The organism is Methylobacterium phyllostachyos, from assembly GCF_900103445.1.
Classification (GTDB): domain Bacteria; phylum Pseudomonadota; class Alphaproteobacteria; order Rhizobiales; family Beijerinckiaceae; genus Methylobacterium; species Methylobacterium phyllostachyos.
In genome coordinates, this window is sequence record NZ_FNHS01000021.1 from 44,237 (window position 1) to 62,279 (window position 18,043).

General features: G+C 70.2%; 20 protein-coding genes. 11 read left to right on the forward strand and 9 right to left on the reverse strand.

Annotation, left to right across the window (positions count from 1 at the left end; translation table 11 throughout):
• The first annotated feature begins 171 nt into the window (after positions 1–171).
• The 4 genes from BLQ49_RS25540 (at position 172) to BLQ49_RS25550 (ending at position 1,563) form a co-directional block, all read left to right on the forward strand.
• Positions 172–357 carry a YegP family protein gene (locus BLQ49_RS25540; protein WP_091721601.1) on the forward strand — a complete coding sequence of 62 codons (186 nt, stop codon included), beginning with the start codon at positions 172–174 and terminating at the stop codon, positions 355–357.
• 159 nt (positions 358–516) lie between these two features.
• On the forward strand, positions 517–798 hold the full coding sequence (locus tag BLQ49_RS25545; protein ID WP_091721550.1) for a hypothetical protein: 282 nt from the start codon (positions 517–519) through the stop codon (positions 796–798).
• A 148-nt stretch (positions 799–946) separates the two neighbouring features.
• A complete protein-coding gene (locus BLQ49_RS29890; RefSeq protein ID WP_167627786.1) occupies positions 947–1,084 on the forward strand; it encodes a hypothetical protein in 138 nt (45 codons plus the stop codon).
• Between the two features lie 26 nt (positions 1,085–1,110).
• Positions 1,111–1,563: an acyl-CoA thioesterase gene (locus BLQ49_RS25550; RefSeq protein WP_208859117.1), complete on the forward strand. Its 453-nt coding sequence runs from the start codon at positions 1,111–1,113 to the stop codon at positions 1,561–1,563.
• Here BLQ49_RS25550 and BLQ49_RS25555 read toward each other — a convergent pair.
• Positions 1,556–2,095, reverse strand: coding sequence for a superoxide dismutase family protein (locus tag BLQ49_RS25555; protein WP_091721552.1), 540 nt, complete (start codon positions 2,093–2,095; stop codon positions 1,556–1,558). The genes BLQ49_RS25550 and BLQ49_RS25555 overlap by 8 nt on opposite strands.
• Positions 2,096–2,203: 108 nt before the next feature.
• On the opposite strand from BLQ49_RS25555, the gene BLQ49_RS25560 reads away from it, so the two are divergent.
• The 5 genes from BLQ49_RS25560 to BLQ49_RS25580 all read left to right on the forward strand — a co-directional run bounded on the left by BLQ49_RS25560 (position 2,204) and on the right by BLQ49_RS25580 (position 7,654).
• Positions 2,204–2,968, forward strand: coding sequence for a TlyA family RNA methyltransferase (locus tag BLQ49_RS25560; protein ID WP_091721555.1), 765 nt, complete (start codon positions 2,204–2,206; stop codon positions 2,966–2,968).
• A complete protein-coding gene (locus BLQ49_RS25565; RefSeq protein ID WP_091721558.1) occupies positions 2,965–4,200 on the forward strand; it encodes a class I SAM-dependent RNA methyltransferase in 1,236 nt (411 codons plus the stop codon). The genes BLQ49_RS25560 and BLQ49_RS25565 overlap by 4 nt, the downstream gene beginning before the upstream one ends.
• A 51-nt stretch (positions 4,201–4,251) precedes the next feature.
• Entirely contained in the window at positions 4,252–4,524 is a 273-nt protein-coding gene (locus BLQ49_RS25570) for a hypothetical protein (protein ID WP_091721560.1), read from the forward strand.
• A 345-nt stretch (positions 4,525–4,869) separates the two neighbouring features.
• Positions 4,870–5,874 (forward strand): magnesium transporter CorA family protein, encoded by a 1,005-nt coding sequence (locus BLQ49_RS25575; protein WP_091721564.1) that lies wholly within the window; start codon positions 4,870–4,872, stop codon positions 5,872–5,874.
• Positions 5,875–5,968: 94 nt separating this feature from the next.
• Positions 5,969–7,654 (forward strand): methyl-accepting chemotaxis protein, encoded by a 1,686-nt coding sequence (locus BLQ49_RS25580; RefSeq protein WP_091721567.1) that lies wholly within the window; start codon positions 5,969–5,971, stop codon positions 7,652–7,654.
• A 182-nt stretch (positions 7,655–7,836) separates the two neighbouring features.
• Here the strand turns inward: BLQ49_RS25580 and BLQ49_RS25585 are convergent, their stop codons facing one another.
• From BLQ49_RS25585 to BLQ49_RS25605, 5 genes are all read right to left on the reverse strand, one after another.
• Positions 7,837–9,525 carry a B12-binding domain-containing radical SAM protein gene (locus BLQ49_RS25585; protein ID WP_091721570.1) on the reverse strand — a complete coding sequence of 563 codons (1,689 nt, stop codon included), beginning with the start codon at positions 9,523–9,525 and terminating at the stop codon, positions 7,837–7,839.
• Between the two features lie 244 nt (positions 9,526–9,769).
• Positions 9,770–10,576, reverse strand: a complete 807-nt coding sequence (locus BLQ49_RS25590) for an SDR family NAD(P)-dependent oxidoreductase (protein ID WP_091721572.1) — start codon at positions 10,574–10,576, stop codon at positions 9,770–9,772.
• A 32-nt stretch (positions 10,577–10,608) separates the two neighbouring features.
• On the reverse strand, positions 10,609–11,370 hold the full coding sequence (locus tag BLQ49_RS25595) for an enoyl-CoA hydratase-related protein (RefSeq protein ID WP_091721574.1): 762 nt from the start codon (positions 11,368–11,370) through the stop codon (positions 10,609–10,611).
• Between the two features lie 21 nt (positions 11,371–11,391).
• Entirely contained in the window at positions 11,392–11,742 is a 351-nt protein-coding gene (locus tag BLQ49_RS25600; RefSeq protein ID WP_091721576.1) for a hypothetical protein, read from the reverse strand.
• A 138-nt stretch (positions 11,743–11,880) separates the two neighbouring features.
• The gene (locus tag BLQ49_RS25605; RefSeq protein WP_091721578.1) at positions 11,881–13,620 is read right to left on the reverse strand and encodes an acyl-CoA dehydrogenase family protein; all 1,740 of its coding nucleotides are present in this window, start codon (positions 13,618–13,620) and stop codon (positions 11,881–11,883) included.
• 125 nt (positions 13,621–13,745) lie between these two features.
• Here BLQ49_RS25605 and BLQ49_RS25610 point away from each other — a divergent pair, with 125 nt between their 5' ends.
• Positions 13,746–14,744 (forward strand): L-threonylcarbamoyladenylate synthase, encoded by a 999-nt coding sequence (locus BLQ49_RS25610; protein WP_091721580.1) that lies wholly within the window; start codon positions 13,746–13,748, stop codon positions 14,742–14,744.
• 142 nt (positions 14,745–14,886) lie between these two features.
• On the opposite strand, the gene wrbA is transcribed toward BLQ49_RS25610, so the two are convergent.
• The gene (gene wrbA / locus BLQ49_RS25615) at positions 14,887–15,483 is read right to left on the reverse strand and encodes an NAD(P)H:quinone oxidoreductase (RefSeq protein WP_091721581.1); all 597 of its coding nucleotides are present in this window, start codon (positions 15,481–15,483) and stop codon (positions 14,887–14,889) included.
• Positions 15,484–15,620: 137 nt separating this feature from the next.
• Between wrbA and BLQ49_RS25620 the strand changes: the two genes are divergently transcribed.
• The gene (locus tag BLQ49_RS25620; RefSeq protein ID WP_091721605.1) at positions 15,621–16,505 is read left to right on the forward strand and encodes a LysR family transcriptional regulator; all 885 of its coding nucleotides are present in this window, start codon (positions 15,621–15,623) and stop codon (positions 16,503–16,505) included.
• A 6-nt stretch (positions 16,506–16,511) separates the two neighbouring features.
• On the opposite strand, the gene greA is transcribed toward BLQ49_RS25620, so the two are convergent.
• Positions 16,512–16,985 (reverse strand): transcription elongation factor GreA, encoded by a 474-nt coding sequence (greA, locus tag BLQ49_RS25625; RefSeq protein ID WP_091721583.1) that lies wholly within the window; start codon positions 16,983–16,985, stop codon positions 16,512–16,514.
• Positions 16,986–17,031: 46 nt separating this feature from the next.
• A complete protein-coding gene (acuI, locus tag BLQ49_RS25630) occupies positions 17,032–18,018 on the reverse strand; it encodes an acrylyl-CoA reductase (NADPH) (RefSeq protein ID WP_091721584.1) in 987 nt (328 codons plus the stop codon).
• Between the last annotated feature and the right edge of the window lie 25 nt (positions 18,019–18,043).

Genomic DNA, 18,043 nt, shown 5'->3' on the forward strand with positions numbered 1-18,043 from the left:
CCGGGAGACGGGAAAAGCGTTCCGACAGCGTCGCGGCGTCCGATGATCGCGTATCGCGGGGGGGCGCGGGTCGGATAGAGCCGCCGCGCGCCGATCATCGTCAGGGATTGATCCTTTCCTTACGGTCCCCGCATCCCATCTCACCAAATGGATTATCAGGGGGCCGGAACGATGCGGTTCGAACTCTATCGGGACGCCAAGGGCGAATGGCGCTGGCGCCTGCGCGCGCGCAACGGCGAAGTGATCGCCGAATCGGGCGAAGGCTATATCCGCCGCGAGGATTGCGAGCATGGCATCGCCCTGGTGCGGCAGAGCGCCGAAGCCCGCATCGAGGACATGACCACCAAGATCGCCTGAGCGCGACAATCGAAAATCAACCCTCTCGTCCCTCCCCGGCGGTTACGCTGCAACGCTTTGCCTCGCCCACGCGTTGCAGCGTCTCGGATCGAGCGGAGGGGTCTCACTCCCCGTGTGGTCCGTCGTCCGAGACGCAATGACACGAAGGGAGTCGAGACCGTGCTGAGGAAATTCCTGCTCGCGGCCCTGCTGGTGCTGGGCTTCGCGGCCGCGGCGCCGGAGGGCGCGTCCGCCGCGCCGATCGGTCCGGGCCTCGCCCTGCCGGCCAATGCCGCCCCGGCGGTGACCGAGAAGGCCCAGTACTACTACCGCCGCCGCTTCTACGGTCCGCGGCCCTACTACCGCCGCCCCTATTACGGTCGCCGCTTCTACGGCCGCCGTTTCTACGGCCCCCGGCCCTACTGGCGCCGCCACTATTACCGTCGGCGGTTCTTCTACTAAGCCTTTCTGCGCCTGAGCGGTCCGGCGGCTCCCGCAAGCCGCCGGGCTTTTTCGTGCCGTGATTCGGGATGCGCGGTCGGCATCCTTGCTTTATCGTGCAGGGAACGGGATCAGCGGCGTCAGATCGCTCCACCCGGGAGGACGCCCGATGAACGATATCGCAGAGCGCGCCGAGCCTAGGGCGGCAACGCAGGACCTCTGGCAATCGATCCCGCTCGAATGCATCCTGAGCGCGGTCGCCGTGCTGCTGGCGGCGGGGCTCAAGCTCGCCGGCCTGCTGTCCTGACGGCGCGAGGCGGGTGGGTGAACACGATGCAGCACGTCGGGATCTCTTCGGCCGCGAGCGTGCCGCCCCCCCAGGATGAGGATCTGCCCCGGGGCGACCTGACGGTGCGCACCATCGCCATGCCGGCCGATACCAACGCCAACGGAGACATCTTCGGCGGCTGGGTGCTCTCGCAGATGGATCAGGCCGGTGGCATCGCGGGCGTCGATCGCGCACAGGGCCGCGTCGTCACGGTGGCGCTCGACGCCATGACCTTCATCCGGCCCGTCCGTGTGGGGGATGTACTGTGCGTCTACACCCGGATCTCACATGTCGGCCGCACCTCGATGAAGATCGAGGTCGAGGCCTGGGCGCGGCGCTTCTGCACCCAGGTCCGCGAGCGGGTGACGCAGGCCACCCTCACCTTCGTGGCGATCGACGAGACGGGCCGGCCCCGGCCGATCCCGCCCGCGACGCCGTCGCCCCAGGCCGCTACTTGATCACCGCGCAGGCGATCCGGTCGCCGGCGCCGCCGATCGGCTGGCTGGTGTGGTCGTCCTCGTTGGCGTGGATGATCAGCGCCGAGCCGTCCCCGTCCTTCAGCCCGCCCTCGCCGTTGAGGGGCGTCTCGCTCCAGACCTCGGCGTTGGCCGAGCCGTCCTGCGCCGCGTAGAGGTTCGGCAAGTCGCCCTCGTCCGGCCCGTCCGGGTTGAGCAGGCCGTGCTTGCTCTGATCGTGGTTCACATGGGCCTTGGAGTTCATGAACTTCGGATCGGAGCAGTCGCCGACCGCGTGGAAGTGCAGGCCGTGCCAGCCGGGCGGCAGGCCCCCGGGCTGGATCGCCACGCGCAGGACCAGGGCGTTGGCACCGTCGCGGATCGCCAGCGAGCCGATCGTGTCGCCCTTGGCGTTCTTGATCGGCGCCGAGAAGGTTTCGGCGGCTTTCGCAGCCTCCTTGGGGGGTTCCTGGGCGTGGGCACCGCCCGCGGCGACGGTCGCGAGCAGTGCGAGCAGCGGCAGGGTACGGATCATGCGGTGGCTCTCCTGTAAGGCTCGGTCTAGTTAGGAAGCGCGCCGGCCAGCAACAGGGCCGCGCTTGGAAACCTCTGCCCAGTTTTGCCGGGATCGCACGAAGCCGTGATGACCTCAGACCGGACCATACCGGATCGGACCGCGCCCGCGCGGCGCGCCGACCAGTTCCTGGTGGAGCACGGCCATTTCGAGAGCCGGGCCCGGGCGCAGGCCGCGATCCGGGCGGGAAAGGTGTGCGTCGACGGCCGGCCGCTCACCCGCGCCTCGGAGACGATTTCCCCGGGTGCCCGGATCGAGGCCGCCGCCGAACACCCCTACGCCTCCCGCGGCGGGCTCAAGCTGGTCGCAGCCCTGGACGTGTTCGGGCTCGATCCCGCCGGCCGCACCGGCCTCGATGTCGGAGCGTCCACCGGCGGCTTCACCGACGTGCTGCTCGCCCGGGGTGCGCACCATGTCCATGCGGTCGATGTCGGCCGGGGGCAGCTCCACCCACGGCTCGCCGCGGATCCCCGCGTCAGCAATCTGGAGGGTACCGACATCCGCGGCCTCGACCCGGCGGCGCTGACGCCGCGCCCCGACATCGCCAGCGTCGATGTCAGCTTCATCAGCCTGCGCCTCGTCCTACCGGCCCTACCGGCGCTCCTGGCGCCGGGCGCGAGCCTCGTCGCACTGATCAAGCCACAATTCGAGGCCGGTCGTGCCCGGATCGGCCGGGGCGGCCTCGTGCGCGATCCGGCCGTCCACGCGGAGGTCTGCGCGGCGGTGCGTGGGGAGCTGGAGGGGCTTGGCGCCACGATCCTGGGGCTGATCGGCTCACCGGTGACCGGTGGCGACGGCAACACCGAGTTCCTGATCGGCGCGAGGCTTCCGTGAGCGAGACCGTCACGATCCGGGATCTCGGAGCCCGCGGCGACGGCATCGCCGAGGACGGGACCATCGTCCCGTACGCGCTGCCCGGCGAGCGCGTGGCGATCCGGCGCGAGGGGCGCCGTGCCGAACTGCTCGGCATCGAGCAGGCCTCGGCCGACCGCGTCGCACCGTTTTGCCCCTATGTCATGCGGTGCGGCGGCTGCCGCACGCAGCATCTCACGCGGCCGGCCGAGCTTGCCTGGAAGCGGGGCCTGATCGCCCAGGCCCTGTCGCAGGCCGGGCTCGACGTGGAACCCGAACCGGCCATCGACGCGCACGGCGCGGGGCGGCGGCGACTCACGCTCCATGTCCGGGCGGTCGAGGGCCAAGCCCAGGCCGGCCTGATGGAGGCGCGCAGCCACGCATTGGTGCCGATCGACCATTGCCCGATCACCGTCCCGGCCCTGCACCCGGCCCCGGATGTGGCGCGCCGCCTCGCCGCTCCCCTCGGCCACGGTCGCAAACCCCTCGACGTGGCGGTCACCGCCACCGACCAGGGCCTCGACGTGGATCTGCGCGGCCACGGCCCGGTGAGCGCCGGCGTCGGCGCCGCCCTGGTGCGGATCGCGGGCGAACTCGGCCTCGCCCGGCTGTCGCTCCACGGCGAGCGCCTGATGGAGGCCGAGCCGGTCTCGGTGACGGGCGGTGCGACGCGCCTCTACCCCTCCCCCGGCGGTTTCCTGCAGGCCACCGCCGCCGGGCAGGCCGCGCTCACGGACCTGACCCTCGCGGCCCTCGGGCCCCGTGCACGCAAGGTCGCCGACCTGTTTGCGGGCTGCGGGCCGCTCAGCCTGGCGATGGCCGGGCGCGCCGCGATCCATGCCGTCGAATCCGACGCGGCGGCGCTCGCCGGCCTCGACCGGGCCGCCCGCGCGGCGACGGGCCTGAAGCGAATCACAACCGAGCGCCGCGATCTGTTCCGCCGGCCGCTGCTGCCCCTGGAGCTCGACGCCTTCGACGCGGTGGTGTTCGACCCGCCCCGGGCCGGCGCGGAGGCGCAGGCCCGCCAACTCGCCGCGTCGCGGGTGCCGCTGGTGATCGGCATTGCCTGTGACGCCGGCACCTTCGCCCGGGACGCCGCCACGCTGGCGGCCGGCGGCTACAGGCTGGAGGCGGTCACGCCGGTCGACCAGTTCCGCCATGCGGGGCATGTCGAGATGGTGGGCGTCTTCCGCCGCGCCGCGCGGCGCCCGTGACCCAGGCAACCTGCAGCAGAGTCTGACGTTCTCTCGGCGAATGGAGGTTCCATGACCCGAGGATCCCTGCCCCCGTTGGCACTCGCCGCCCTGAGCCTCGTCCTCGCCGGGCCGGCGGCGGCACAAACCGTCGCGCCCGACCAGACCGGCACCGGCAGCGGCCCGGGTTCGACGATCACGGCGCCGTACACGAACCAGTACGGCGTCACCAAGCCGCCGGGCACGTCCATGGGCCCCGGCGAGGTCCCATCCCACCAGCAGCAGCGACGTGAGCGGGCGCTCACCAACAAGATCGACAACAGTATTTGCGACGGCTGCAATTAGAGAGCTTGCCGCCGGGCTCATAACACCCGCATCCCTGCGCGCGGAGCAAAGCGATTCAGGGCGGCGGAACACCGGTGAGCGTGGCGTGGACGGATTGCTATGCGCCGCGCACGGAGATGCGGCGCGTTCTTCGGTCAACCGGCCCTTGCTTGTATGTGCCAGGCCACGGGTGGTCGCTCGACCCAGCCTCATGCCGGGTCGCCGCCCTCGCAACGAACTGCGATGTCACGGAAGCGTCAGAAAACACCGCCACACCCACGGCGCAGCTTGCGTCGGGGGGCGCCGTGCCGGATGCGGATGAAACCCTGCGCTGTATCGTGACCGTCCCGCACGCGAGACCCGTTCGTGATCTTCATCCACCAGCCTGCCACCGGCGCCGGATCCGCGCTGCTTGAACGCCGCATCATCGATCTTCAGGATCCCATTCCCGAGGATACCGTCTGGCTCGACCTGATCCGTCCGAGCCGGGAGGAGGAGATGAAGGCCGAGTCCTTCGCGGGTATCGAGGTGCCGACCCGCGAGGAGATGAAGGACATCGAGCCCTCGGAGCTGCTCTATGTCGAGGAGGGCGCCCGCTACATGACCGGGCGCGTGCTCTCGAAGGTCAGCGATTCCGAGGAGCCGGGCCTCGCCGGCATCACCTTCATCCTGCGCGGCAACCGGCTGGTGACGGTGCGCCACGAGGAGCCCCAAGCCTTCCGGATGTACACGCAGCGCGCCGGCCGCTCGATGGGCAACGGCAGCACCGCAACCCCCTCCGGCGAGACCATCCTGGCCGGCCTGATCGAGGCGGTGATCGACCGTGCCGCCGACGTGCTCCAGCTTCAGGGCGAGCGGATCGACCGGCTGTCGGGCAAGATCTTCGAGGTGCAGGACGATCCCTCGGCCCGCAATACCGCCCTGCAGGAGACCTTGCGGGCGCTTGGCCGGCACGGCGACCTCATCTCCAAGCAACGCGAGAGCCTCGTCTCCATGGAGCGAATCCTGCTCTCGCTTTCGGCGACCTACCGCACCAACAAAGCGCCCCGCGACCTGCGAGAGGATGTCCGCTCGACCCTGCGGGATCTTCAATCCCTGGAAGAGCACGCGACCTTCCTCAACAACAAAATTCAATTTTTGCTCGACGCGACGCTCGGACTCGTCAACCTTGAGCAGAACAACATCATCAAGCTGTTCTCGGTCATGGCCGTGGTGTTCATGCCGCCGACGCTGATCGCATCGATCTACGGCATGAATTTCAAGTCGATTCCGGAACTCGAATTGTCATTCGGCTACCCGATGGCGCTGGTCATGATGGTTGTTGCAGCTGTATTTCCATACTTCTTCTTCCGCTGGAAGAAGTGGCTCTAGCCTCGGATGCCCGCGAAAATCGGGAAATAATTAAGATCTTTAACGGAGAACCGGGACCTGACGGCGCGGCACGACCGCGAAGACGGATGCCCCCATGCGTTTCTCCCTCAAGACGGTCCTCTCCGGCGCGATCGGCCTGCTCGCGCTCGCCGCTGCGGGCCAGGGGATCGCCAGCGTCGCGTTCCTGTCCGAGATCGAGGGGAACGCGCAGGCGGTCTCGCAGCAGGCCCTGCCCACGCAGAACCAGGCCGAGGCCATCGGGACCGCCGTCCGGGACGCGCGCCTCGGCCTCTACCGGCTCGCGGTGGCCTCCCCCGACGCGGCCGCCCTGGACAGGAACCAGACGGCGCTGACCGATACGCTCGGGGCGCTCTCCAGCCTGCGCCAAGCCTTCCAGGAGCGCCTGACCGCGCCGCAGGACCGGGCGATCTACGAGCGCTTCACCACGGCCTGGAATGCTTACCAGAACATCCAGTTGCAGGTGGTCGAACTGATGATTGCGGACGACCGGGCCGGCGCCCTCGCGCTGGTGCTGGACCCCGCCACCGGAGCGCGGAACGACGAGGCCGTCACGAGCCTCACCGAGGCGATCGCCTTGGCTCGGTCGCAGACGGAGGCCAACGTCGCCGAGACCGCGCGGGAGGCGACGCGGGCCAAGCTGATCGCCCTGGCGGCGACAGTGGTGGGTCTAGCGGTGGCGGCTGCCGCGCTGCTGTTCGCCGTGTTCGGCATCGCCCGTCCGATCGAGCGCATGACCGGCGCGATGAAGCGCCTCGCCGAGGGCGACGAGACCGTACCGGTCCCGCAGGCGGGGCGCCGCGACGAGATTGGCGCCATGGCGTCGGCCGTGCAGGTGTTCAAGGATAACCTCATCCGCAGCCGCGCACTGGAGCGGGATACCGCCCTCGCCCGGGAAGACGCCGAGACGCAACGCCGGCGCGCCGTCCACGCGATGGCCGGATCGTTCGAGGCGGCCGTCGGCGGCGTCCTGGCGCGGGTCTCGGACGCTGCCCGCGGCCTGCGCGCGGATGCCGAGGCGATGACCGGAACGGCCACGCACACGGCCGAACGCTCCGCGACCGTGGCGGGTGCGGCCCAGGAGGCGGCTCAGCATGTCGGGACGGTGGCAGCGGCGGCGGAGCAGCTCGGCGCCTCGGTCCAGGAGATCAGCCGGCAGGTGGACGGCTCCGCCGAACTCGCCCGGAGCGCGGTGGTCCAGGCGGGCAACACCGCCCATCTCGTCCAGGAGCTGAGCGCTGCGGCGGGCCGGATCGGCGACGTGGTTCGCCTGATCACCGACATCGCCGGCCAAACCAACCTGCTGGCGCTGAATGCCACCATCGAGGCGGCCCGGGCCGGCGCGGCCGGCAAGGGTTTCGCGGTGGTCGCCGCCGAGGTCAAGCAACTCGCCGAGCAGACCGCCAAGGCCACGGGCGAGATCACCGGTCAGGTCGGCCGCATCCAGGGAGCGACAGGGCAGACCGTAACGGCGATCGACGGCATCGCGGCGCGCATCCGCGAGATCGACGGCGTGGCGAGCTCCATCGCTGCCGCCGTGGAGCAGCAGGGCGCGGCCACCCGGGAAATCGCCCGCAACGTCTCCGAGGCAGCCTCCGGCACCAGCGCGGTCACCGGCACGATCGATGCGGTGGCCCGGGCTGCCGACGAGACCGGCACGGCCGCCACGCGGATGTTCGCCTCGGCGGCGAGCCTCTCGGAGCAATCCGCCGAACTCCGCCGGGAGATCGACACCTTCCTGGCGACCGTGCGCGTAGCCTGAAGGTCAGCTCGGGCTCGCCAAGTTCATCCGGACGCGCCCGGAGCCGATCAGGCCGGCCGTGAGAAGGCGTGAGCCGCCCGCCGCCCCGGCTTACGGGGCCGGCGGCAAGAGGGGTGGCGCGCGGTCCGGTCCATCCGCATCAGGATGAGGGTACCGTCGGGATCACCCGCGCCGTCGAGCCGTCACGCCACCGCGGCCAAGTGCTTCACCTCTGCCTTGACCACCACCTTGCCGACCGGGGCCGCCTTGCCGCAGCCCTCGGCCTCGGGGGCCAGGACCGGCGGCTGCACCCAGCGGCCGGCATCGAGGTCGGCGATCCGGCCGTTGATCTCGCGGATGACGTAGCGCGAGAACGGATAGACGTGCAGGTAGATCACCATGTTGGTGACCACCGCCTCCAGCGCGGCCGGGTTGCGGCGGGCGGTCTCCAGGAACACGCTCCAGAAGTGCTTGGCGAGTTCCGGCCGGCGCACGGTCATCCGCCAGCAGACGCGCAGCAGCGAATAGAGATCGTGGGCGACATGGCGCCAGTCGAGTTTTTGCGCAGCGAACTTGGGCCGCTTCACCCGCCGCGCCACCACCCGCACCCGATCGAAGAAGCTCGCCGGGTCGTAGATCTCCTGGAGGACGTCGCGATAGTCGGCGAGCACGTCGCGCTGCGGGCGCAGCGTGACGAAGTTGATCCCCTGCGTGCACTGGTCGCCCTGGTCGGCGGTGGTCGCCGCGTAGTTCTCGTAGAGCCGGCCCTCCTTGCGCAGGCGGCGCGAGAGCTGGGTGTTCGGCAGCGCGAAGAGCAGGCCCACCATGGCGATCGGGATGCCGGTCTGGCTGATGCAGAGCGACATCGCCTTGGAGATGCTGTCCTGCTCGGTGTCGAAGCCGACGATGAAGCCGGCGGTGACGAACATCCCGTTCTCGTAGAGCTTGTGCACGCTGTCGGCGATCGAGCGCTTGGTGTTCTGCTTCTTCTGCGTCTGGATCAGCGTCGCCTCGTCGGGCGTCTCGATGCCGGTGAACAGGGCGAAGAAGTTCGCGTCCCGCATCATCCCGAGCAGTTCCTCGTCGTCCGCGAGGTTCAGCGAGGCCTCGGTCGAGAACTTGAACGGGTAGCCGTGATCCGCCTGCCATTGGATGAGGTGCGGCAGGAACAGCTTGATCGCCTTCTTGTTGCCGATCAGGTTGTCGTCGACGAAATCGACATGGCCGCGGTAGCCGAGGCTGTACAGCCGGTCGAGTTCGGCCAGCATCTGCGGCGTGGTCTTGGTCCGCGGGGCGCGGCCGTAGAGCTCGATGATGTCGCAGAACTCGCAGGTGAACGGGCAGCCGCGCGAGAACTGGACGCCGATATACAGGTAGTGGCTGAAGGTCAGCAGGTCGAAGCGCGGGATCGGGCTCTTGGTGACGTCCGCCTTGAACTTCTCCGCCGTGAGCCGGCCGCGGCGCTCGCCCGATTCCCAGGCCGCCACGAATTTGTCGAGGATGCCCTCCGCCTCACCGAGCACGAGGAAGTCCGCCTTGTCGTAGACTTCCGGCGTCGAGGTCGGCGCGGGGCCGCCGACGCAGACCGGGGTGCCGAGCGCCACGCACTTGTCGATGACGACGAGGCAGTCCGGCTCCTGGGGCAGCATGCCGCCGGTCATCACGAGGTCGGCCGCCAGGATCTGGGCGTCCGTCAGCTCTTCGCAATTGCGGTTGACCAGCGTCACCTGCCAAGCCGGCGGCAGCATCGCGGCGAGCGTGATCAGGCCGAGCGGCGGCGCCGGGGCGCGGGCGCCCTGCAGCTCCATGGCCTCTTTGAAGTTCCACATGGAGTTTTCGTAGAACTTCGGGAACACCATCAGCACGCGCGGGGCCGTGTTCGCTTCCGACATGCCAGTTCCTCGTTCACGCGCGCACCCGGTCTCGACCGAAGATTGGACCAGGCACAGGATCGGCCCCTGACCTGCGGGCGAATTGAGGCCGTTTTTCGCTCCCGCAGCAATTCGAGTCGACGAGGTCAACACGACGCCCGCCCAAATCGGGTTTATCAACCCTGCCGGCCGCCGCATCCGCGTATTCCGGCTGATTGTCGACGCGATGCGCCATTTCGGCGACAGGCCGCTGCGCGGCGCGATTTCACGGGAGCACCCGGAACCGCTCCGGTTGGGTCCCGTCGGCATCGGTGAAGCCATAGATCCGAGCGAGGTCGCCGGCGTGCAGCACTGCGCCAGCTTGGGCGGCGACATCCGGGTCGGCAGCGAGCGCGGCAAGCGCCCGGCCGGCGTAGAGCGGCCCTTCGGTGGCGCGGTCGTCCTGCCCGAGGTCGCGCGCCCGCTCGGTGGCGACGAAGCCCGGCGAGAGACCGAGCGCCGTGACGCCGTGCGGTGCCAGCTCCCGGGCGAAGGCCAGGGCCAGCCGGTTGGTGGCAGCCTTGGCCGAGTCGTAGAAGATATCGCCAAGATACGCATCGGTCCCGAAGGAGACCAGTGCGATCAGGCCGGCGCGTGCCGCCACCATGGCCGGGGCGACGGCGCGGGCGAGGAGTAGAGCCGGCAAAGGACCGGCCTCGAGGAAGCCGAGATAGGGCTCGGCGGAGCGGCGCCAGAATGGCTCGCCCCAGCCGGCGCCGTCCGGGTAGCGCTCGCCGTCATAGCCCTCGTTGCCGCCCCAGACGCTGCAGGCCGCGACATCGATCCGGCCGAACCGGCGGAGCGCCCAATGGACCAGCGCGTCGGTGGCGCGCTCGGAGCGGTGGTCGCAGAGATAGTGGTGGCCGCGCCCACCGGCCTCATCGACCATGCGGGCGGTGTCCTCGATGGATTCCGACCGCATCTCGGTGCGCGCGCCGGTCTCGCTGGACCGGGCGGTGACGATCACGGTGGCGCCCGCCTCGCCGAGCGCCCGGGCGAGCCCTCGGCCGACACCCCGCGAGGCGCCCGCCACGAGGCAGATTTTGTGAGACAGATCGGGCGCGCTCACGCCGAGGCGGGCTTGGCGCGGTTGAGGAAGGCGGCGAGCCGCTCCTGGGATTCGTGCGAACGCAGCTGCGCGTCGAACGCCTTGGCCTCGGCCTCCAGGGCCGCCTCGACCTGGGCCTGATCGCCCCGGATCAGCGCCCGCGAGGCGGCGAGCGCCCCGCGCGGCAGGGCGGCCAGCTTGGTGGCCTGGGCGACGGCCTGCTCGACCAGCATGTCGGCCGGCAGCACCGCGTTGACCAGGCCGAGCACCTGCGCCTCGTCGGCCTCCAGCGGCCGGGACAGGAGCAGCAATTCGGTGGCCCTGAGCCGCCCGACCCGCAGGGGCAGCAGGTAGCTCGACGCCGCCTCCGGCACGAGGCCGAGTTCCACGAAGGGCATGCGCAGCCGCGCCGCCGGGCTGGCATAGACGAGGTCGCAATGCAGGCAGAGCGTCGCGCCGATCCCCACCGCGATCCCGTCGACCGCCGCCACCATCGGGGTGCGCGTGCGGGCGAGCTGGCGGATGAAGGCTAAAGCCGGCGAGTTGCTGAACCCGTCCTCGGCATGACCCATGAAGTCCGCGAGGTCGTTGCCGGCGCTGAACATGCCGGGCTGCCCGGCGAAGATCACGGCGCCGATCCGGTCCGACGCATCGGCCTCGGCCAGCGCCTCGCGCATGGCGTCGTACATCGCGCCCGTGAGCGCGTTCTTCTTCTCCGGGCGGTTCAGGGTGATCAGGCGGACGCCGCCCTCCAAGTCGCTGATGATGATCGTCTGCATGGCGGCGTCCTGATCCGATCCCTACTCGATTTCAGCCAGTATACTGTCGATCGCGTCGTCCGCCCTCAGGGCGCTCCGACGCGCCAGGGCATAGAGTTCCTCCAGGGCGCGCGACCACGAGCCCGGCTGGCGCGGGCTGTCGCGATCGAGCTCATCGCGCCCGAAATCATCGACGATCCGGCCGATGGCATCGATGATCGAGACGTGGCACTCGGTGAAGCGCCCGTCATCGACCGACTTGATCTGCACACTGCTGTTCTGAAAGGCGGCCTGGAACACGTCCGGCCGGATGCTTTCCTGCCAGACCAGTTCCCCCGCGCGAGTCCGCTCCAGCAGGCGCTCGACGAGACGCCGCTGCTTGTCGAAATTCATGCCCACCCCCTGTCGGCTCCCCGACCCGATCGTCTCGCGCGGCCGAGCAGCCCTGGCCCGGCCGGGGACGAATCGCGGGCATTGAACATCGTGCCGCAGGGCGGAGCCAGCCCGATATGCCCGCGGCTCCGGCGCCCCTCAGACCGCCAGGGCCAGCCCGGCCTCGTCCGTGAAGGCGCCGCCCTCGACCACGCTCTGCTCCAGTCCCGAGGCGGCCACCAGGAGGTTCTCGGCGTAGAAGCGCGCGAGCTTGATGCGGGCGGGGTGGGCCGGATCGGTCTCGCCGGCCTTCCGGGCGGCGGAAGCCGCCAGCGCGCTCCGGGCGAGGCAGGCGCCGCCGAGCACGAGGCCGAACAGGCGCAGATACGGGGTCGCGCCGGCGAGCGCGCCTTCCGGCCGGTTGGAGGCGAGCGCCGCGAGCTGATGGCTCGTCGCCCGGTCGAGGCTGCCGATCCCGTCTCGCAGCCGCGCCGCCATATGACCGAAGGCCGGATCGCCCGCCTTGAGCAGACCCTCGGCCGCCCGGCGCATCCAGGCGATCTGCGAGCGCGCCGTGGCGCCGCCGTTCAGCGGCAGCTTGCGGGCGGTGAGGTCGATGGCCTGGATGCCGTTGGTGCCCTCGTAGATACCGAGGATCCGGGCGTCCCGCATCAGCTGCGCCGCCCCGGTCTCCTCCACGAAGCCCATGCCGCCATGGACCTGCACGCCGAGGGAGGTCACCTCATTGGCGAGATCGGTGGAGAACGCCTTGGCCACCGGGGTCAGCAGCGAGGCGCGGTCGAGGGCGGTCTGCCCCTCCGCATCCTTCGACGCGTCGAGGGCGGCGGCGGTGAGGTAGCAGATGGCGCGGGCGGCGGCCGTGTAGGCCTTCATGGTGAGCAGCATGCGCTGCACGTCGGGATGCGAGACGATCGGGCTCGTCGCCTCGGTGGTACCGATGGCCTTCCCCTGTCGGCGCTCTTGCGCATAGGCCAGCGCCCGCTGGGTCGCGGCCTCGGCGACGCCCACGCCCTGGAGGCCGACATTGAGGCGGGCCGCGTTCATCATCGTGAACATGCAGGCCAAGCCCTTGTTCTCCTGGCCGATTAGCCAGCCGGTGGCGCCGCCCTGATCGCCGAACGCCATGGAGCAGGTCGGCGAGGCGTGGATGCCAAGCTTGTGCTCGATGCCGGAGCAGCGCAGGTCGTTGCGGGTGCCATCGGGAAGCACCTTCGGCACCAGGAACAGCGAGATACCGCGCGTGCCGGCCGGCGCGTCGGGCAGCCGGGCCAGGACGAGGTGGACGATGTTGTCGGCCAGATCGTGCTCGCCGTAGGTGATGTAGATCTTGTTGCCGGTGATCCGGTAGGTGCCGTCGCCGGCCGGCACGGCGCGGGTGCGCAGCAGGGCGAGGTCGGAGCCCGCCTGCGGCTCGGTCAGGTTCATGGTGGCGGGCCATTCGCCCGAGACCAGCTTCTCGAGGTAGCGTGCCTTCAGGTCGTCGGCGCCGTGGGCCGCCAGCGCCTCAATGCCACCCTGGGTCAGAAGCGGGCAGAGGCCGAAGGCGAGGTTGGCGCCGTTCCACATCTCGGTGCAGGCGGCCTCGATCAGCTTCGGCAAACCCTGGCCGCCATGGTCGGCCTCGGCCGAGAGCCCGTTCCAGCCGCCCTCCGTGAAGGTCCGGTAGGCCTCCCGCCAGCCCGGCGGGGTGGTGACGCGCCCGTCCGTGAAGGGGGTGCCGTGCCGGTCGCCGACCCGGTTGAGCGGCGCGAGCACGCCAGCGGCGATCCGCCCGGCCTCTGTGAGGATCGCCTCGGCGTCCTCGGGATCGACCGCGTCGAGCCCGGCCACATGCCGGAGCGTGAACAGCATCTCGGGGACCGGGGCGCGGTAACTCATGACGATCCTCCCTTGGCGGCCCGTGCGCTCGATCCGGCGCGGGTTTGACCACGCCCGCATCCCGGGTCTACGGCGGCCCGAGAATAGGCGCGCGCTGTGCCCTTGTCTCTGAAACGGCTTTCCCCATGAACGATCCCGGGTCAACGGTCCCGGCCGCGACCCGGCGGCTCGACCCCGACGCGGCCGGCCTCGCCGAAGCCGCCGCGTTGCTGCTCTCGGGCGAACTCGTGGCCTTCCCGACCGAGACGGTCTACGGCCTCGGCGCGGACGCGACCGATCCCGCCGCCGTGGCACGGATCTTCGCCGCGAAGGAGCGCCCGCGCTTCAACCCGCTGATCTCCCATCTGCCGGATCTGGCGGCGGCCCTGGCGGAGGGTGTCTTCGACGCGCCGGCGCGCCGCCTCGCCGAGGCCTTCTGGCCGGGCCCCCTGACCCTGGTGGTGCCGGCCCAACCGGCCTCCCGCGTCAGCGATCTCGCCCGTGCCGGCCTGCCGAGCGTCGCCCTGCGGGTGCCGGCGCATCCGCTGGCACAGGCTCTCCTGTCCCAGGTCGGCCGGCCCGTGGCCGCGCCCTCGGCCAATCGCTCGGGTCGGGTGAGCCCGACGCGCGCCGCCCACGTGCTCGACGATCTTGAGGGCCGGATCGCCGCGGTGCTCGATGGCAGCGATACGCCGGTGGGGGTCGAATCGACCGTGGTGGCCTGCCTCGGCGGCCCGCCGCGTCTGCTGCGGCCTGGCGGGATAACCCGGGCGGCGCTACGCGCCATCCTCGGCCACGACCCGGCGGCCCCGGAGGCGGTCGATGCCGACCGGCCGGCGGGACCCGGCATGCTCGCCTCGCATTACGCCCCCCGGGCGCGGGTCCGCCTCGACGCGACGCGCATCGAGCCGGGGGAGGCCGTGCTGCTGTTCGGCACGAGCCGACCCGAGGGTCACGCGCAGGCCTGCGCCGCGCTGAACCTTAGCCCGGTGGGGAACGCCGAAGAGGCCGCGGCGCGCCTCTTCGGCGCCTTGCGGGATCTCGACGCGTCGGGGGCGGCGACCATCGCGGTGGTGCCGATCCCGTCCGACGGCCTCGGCGAGGCGATCCGTGACCGGCTGGCCCGGGCTGCCGCCCCCCGTTGAGGCACCGTGCGATTTTTTTGGCCAGTGGCGGAACAGACGTCTTCATCGCCCGTTTATTGATCACGAAGGCCTTCTCAGCCCCCAATGGCCTTTTTCCTTTCAGGCTCGGAGCAATCCGAGCCTTTTTTCTTGCCCGAAATCCTCAAGCCAGCTTGGCCGCGATGCCGGCGACGTGGCGGCCCTGGAAGCGGGCGCCTTCCAGTTCGACGGCGCTCGGCTGACGCGAGCCGTCGCCATCCGCGATCGTGCTGGCGCCGTAGGGCGTGCCGCCCTTCACAGCCTCGACGCCACCCTGGCCCTGGAAGCTGTAGGGCAGCCCAACCACCACCATGCCGTGGTGGAACAGCACTGTGTGGAAGCTCGTCAGCGTCGTCTCCTGACCGCCGTGCTGGGAAGCCGTCGAGGTGAAGACCGAGCCGACCTTGCCGACCAGCGCGCCCTTCATCCAAAGCCCGCCGGTCTGGTCGATGAACTGCTTCATCTGCGAGGCCATGTTGCCGTAGCGGGTCGGCGTGCCGAAGATGATTGCGTCGTAATCGGCGAGTTCGTCGACCGTCGCGACCGGGGCAGCCTGATCGAGCTTGAAGTGGTTCTGCCGGGCGACGTCCTCGGGCACCAGCTCCGGCACGCGCTTCACCACCACGTCGGCCCCGGCCTCGCGGGCGCCCTCGGCGACGGCGTAGGCCATCTGCTCCACGTGTCCGTAGGTCGAGTAGTACAGCACCAGAACCTTGGCCATGTCGGGATCTCCGGTTCGCGTTTGGGACGGCCGTCCGAATCGTTAGACGGGGCGATGACGCCTCCATGGCGCGTTTCGAGCCTTGCAAAAATGCCCTGCAGCGCAAAGCCTGTCTTGCACAGATGCAAGGGATGGGCATGGCGCTGGATTGGGACGCGTTTCGCTTCGTGAAGGCCGTGGCCGAGCGCGGCAGCCTGACGGCGGCCGCGGCGCAGCTCGGGATCAACCACTCGACGGCGTTCCGCCGGCTCACGGCCCTGGAAACGAAGCTCGGGGCGCGGCTGTTCGAGCGCCTGCGGACCGGCTACGCGCCGACCGCCTGCGGGCAGGCCATGATCGAGGCAGCGAACCGGATCGAGGCCGACGTCACCCGGTTCGAGCGCACGGCCGCCGGCCGGAGCGAGACGCCGTCCGGCGAGCTGCGCGTGACGGCACCGACGAGCCTAGCCGTGGAACTGCTCATGCCGATCCTGGCGGATTTCGGCGACCGCTATGCTGACATCCGGATCGAGCTGATCCTGGCTGAGGCGGCGTTGAACCTGTCGCGCCGAGATGCCGACGTGGCGATCCGGGCGAGCCGCGACCCGAGCGAGACTCTGGTCGGACGCCGCCTCGCCGCGGTAGCCTGGGGCATCTACGGACGAGCTGATCGGGACTACGGCGATCTCGCATCCGAGGCCTGGGTCAGCCCGGATCCGACTGTGGCCGGCGGGACGTTCATGCGCTTTGTGGGCACGCAGACGACGGCGGAGCGCGTCAAGCTGCGGATCAACACGGTGACGGGTTTGGAGGCCGCGATCGCGGCGGGGCTCGGGATCGGTCCCCTGCCCTGCTTCTCGGGCGACGCCCATCCCGCCCTGCGTCGCCTGTCAGGACCGCATCCCGAACTCGGCACCGACCTCTGGGTGCTGACGCATCCGGACTTGCGCCATGCAGCCCGGGTGCGCGTCTTCATGGAGCACATGGCCGAGGCAATCCTGCCCCTGCGGCCGCGCTTCGAAGGCCAGGGCGAAGAATCCTGACCGCTGTCAGTTGATCTCAACCACCTCGACCTCGTGGCCGTTCACCTCGACCACGTCGCCCACCGTCTTGCCGGTGATCGCGCGGGCCAGTGGCGCCACGTAGGAGATCGAGCCCTTATGGGGATCGGCCTCGTCCTCGCCGACGATGCGGAAGGTCTGGCGAGTCTCCTTGCCGGACTCGTCCTCGCGCAACACCGTGACAGTCGAGCCGAACTGCACCGTGTCGCCGCTCTTCGGCTCCACGACCTGCGCGGTGTTCTTGCGGGCCGCCCAGTAGCGCAGATCCCGCCCGATCCGGGAATCCTCGGCCTTGTCGGTCGGGTCGAGCGAAGCGACCTCCTTTTCAAGGCGCGCAACCTCGGCCTCGATCTGGGCCAAGCCCTCCGGGGTCACGAAATTGGTGTGCGGCGAGATCGGCCGGTCCGGCAGATTCTCGAACGCTTCCCCGCCCTCAGGCTCTTTGACGAATGCGACGCTCATAAAGAATAGAACACGGCAAGAACGGCGTAGGTTCCACCCGCCGGCCCTACGCCACCTCCACCACGATCCGCCCCCGCACCTTGCCGGCCAGAATCGCCTCGCCGAGCCGGCCGACCTCCTCCAGGCGGACCCTGTTGGTCATGGTGGCGAGCTTGGCCAAGTCGAGGTCGCGGGCGAGCCGCACCCAGGCCTCGCGGCGCTTCGGCTGTGGGGTGGTGACGCTGTTGATGCCGAGCAGCGAGACGCCGCGCAGGATGAACGGCGCCACCGAGGTGGGCAGGTCCATGCCCTGCGCCAGCCCGCAGGCCGCCACGACGCCGTCCGCCCGGGTCTGTGCCAGCACGTTGGCGAGCGTGGTCGAGCCGACTGCATCGATTCCCGCCGCCCAGCGCTCCTTGCCGAGGGGCTTGCCGGGCTTCGACAACTCCGCCCGGTCGAGGATCTCGGCGGCGCCGAGGCCCTTCAGGTAATCCGCTTCGCCGTCGCGGCCCGTGGAGGCGATGACGTGCCAGCCCGCCCGGGCGAGCAAGGCCACCGCCACCGAGCCGACCCCGCCCGAGGCGCCGGTGACGATCACCGGGCCGTGGTCGGGCTTTACCCCGTGGGCGTCGAGCGCCATGCAGCACAGCATCGCGGTGTAGCCGGCGGTGCCGATCGCCATGGCCTGCTCGGGGGTGAGGCCCTGGGGCAGCGGCACCAGCCAGTCGCCCTTCACCCGGGCGCGCTGCGCGTAGGCGCCGAGATGCGTCTCGCCGACGCCCCAGCCGGTGAGCACCACGGCATCGCCCGGCTTGTATTCGGGATGGTCGGAGCGCTCGACGATCCCGGAGAAATCGATGCCGGGGATCATCGGGAAGCGGCGCACCACCGGCGATGTGCCGGTGAGCGCGAGCCCGTCCTTGTAGTTCAGCGTCGAGTGCGTCACCCGCACGGTGACGTCGCCGTCCATCAGGTCGGCCTCGTCGAAATCCCGGAACGCGAGGCTCTGGCCGGCCTCGCCCTTCTCGACCACCCAAGCCTTGAACGTCCCCATCGTCACCTCCCGTATTTGGCGGTGA

Coding starts and splice junctions, on each gene's coding strand:
- BLQ49_RS25600 (WP_091721576.1), bottom strand. CDS start 11,742: ATGAATTTCGACAAGCAGCGGCGTCTCGTCGAGCGCCTGCTGGAGCGG.
- BLQ49_RS25555 (WP_091721552.1), bottom strand. CDS start 2,095: ATGATCCGTACCCTGCCGCTGCTCGCACTGCTCGCGACCGTCGCCGCG.
- BLQ49_RS25580 (WP_091721567.1), top strand. CDS start 5,969: ATGCGTTTCTCCCTCAAGACGGTCCTCTCCGGCGCGATCGGCCTGCTC.
- wrbA (WP_091721581.1), bottom strand. CDS start 15,483: ATGGCCAAGGTTCTGGTGCTGTACTACTCGACCTACGGACACGTGGAG.
- BLQ49_RS29890 (WP_167627786.1), top strand. CDS start 947: ATGAACGATATCGCAGAGCGCGCCGAGCCTAGGGCGGCAACGCAGGAC.
- BLQ49_RS25585 (WP_091721570.1), bottom strand. CDS start 9,525: ATGTCGGAAGCGAACACGGCCCCGCGCGTGCTGATGGTGTTCCCGAAG.
- BLQ49_RS25540 (WP_091721601.1), top strand. CDS start 172: ATGCGGTTCGAACTCTATCGGGACGCCAAGGGCGAATGGCGCTGGCGC.
- greA (WP_091721583.1), bottom strand. CDS start 16,985: ATGAGCGTCGCATTCGTCAAAGAGCCTGAGGGCGGGGAAGCGTTCGAG.
- BLQ49_RS25560 (WP_091721555.1), top strand. CDS start 2,204: ATGACCTCAGACCGGACCATACCGGATCGGACCGCGCCCGCGCGGCGC.
- acuI (WP_091721584.1), bottom strand. CDS start 18,018: ATGGGGACGTTCAAGGCTTGGGTGGTCGAGAAGGGCGAGGCCGGCCAG.
- BLQ49_RS25570 (WP_091721560.1), top strand. CDS start 4,252: ATGACCCGAGGATCCCTGCCCCCGTTGGCACTCGCCGCCCTGAGCCTC.
- BLQ49_RS25595 (WP_091721574.1), bottom strand. CDS start 11,370: ATGCAGACGATCATCATCAGCGACTTGGAGGGCGGCGTCCGCCTGATC.
- BLQ49_RS25610 (WP_091721580.1), top strand. CDS start 13,746: ATGAACGATCCCGGGTCAACGGTCCCGGCCGCGACCCGGCGGCTCGAC.
- BLQ49_RS25550 (WP_208859117.1), top strand. CDS start 1,111: ATGCAGCACGTCGGGATCTCTTCGGCCGCGAGCGTGCCGCCCCCCCAG.
- BLQ49_RS25605 (WP_091721578.1), bottom strand. CDS start 13,620: ATGAGTTACCGCGCCCCGGTCCCCGAGATGCTGTTCACGCTCCGGCAT.
- BLQ49_RS25620 (WP_091721605.1), top strand. CDS start 15,621: ATGGCGCTGGATTGGGACGCGTTTCGCTTCGTGAAGGCCGTGGCCGAG.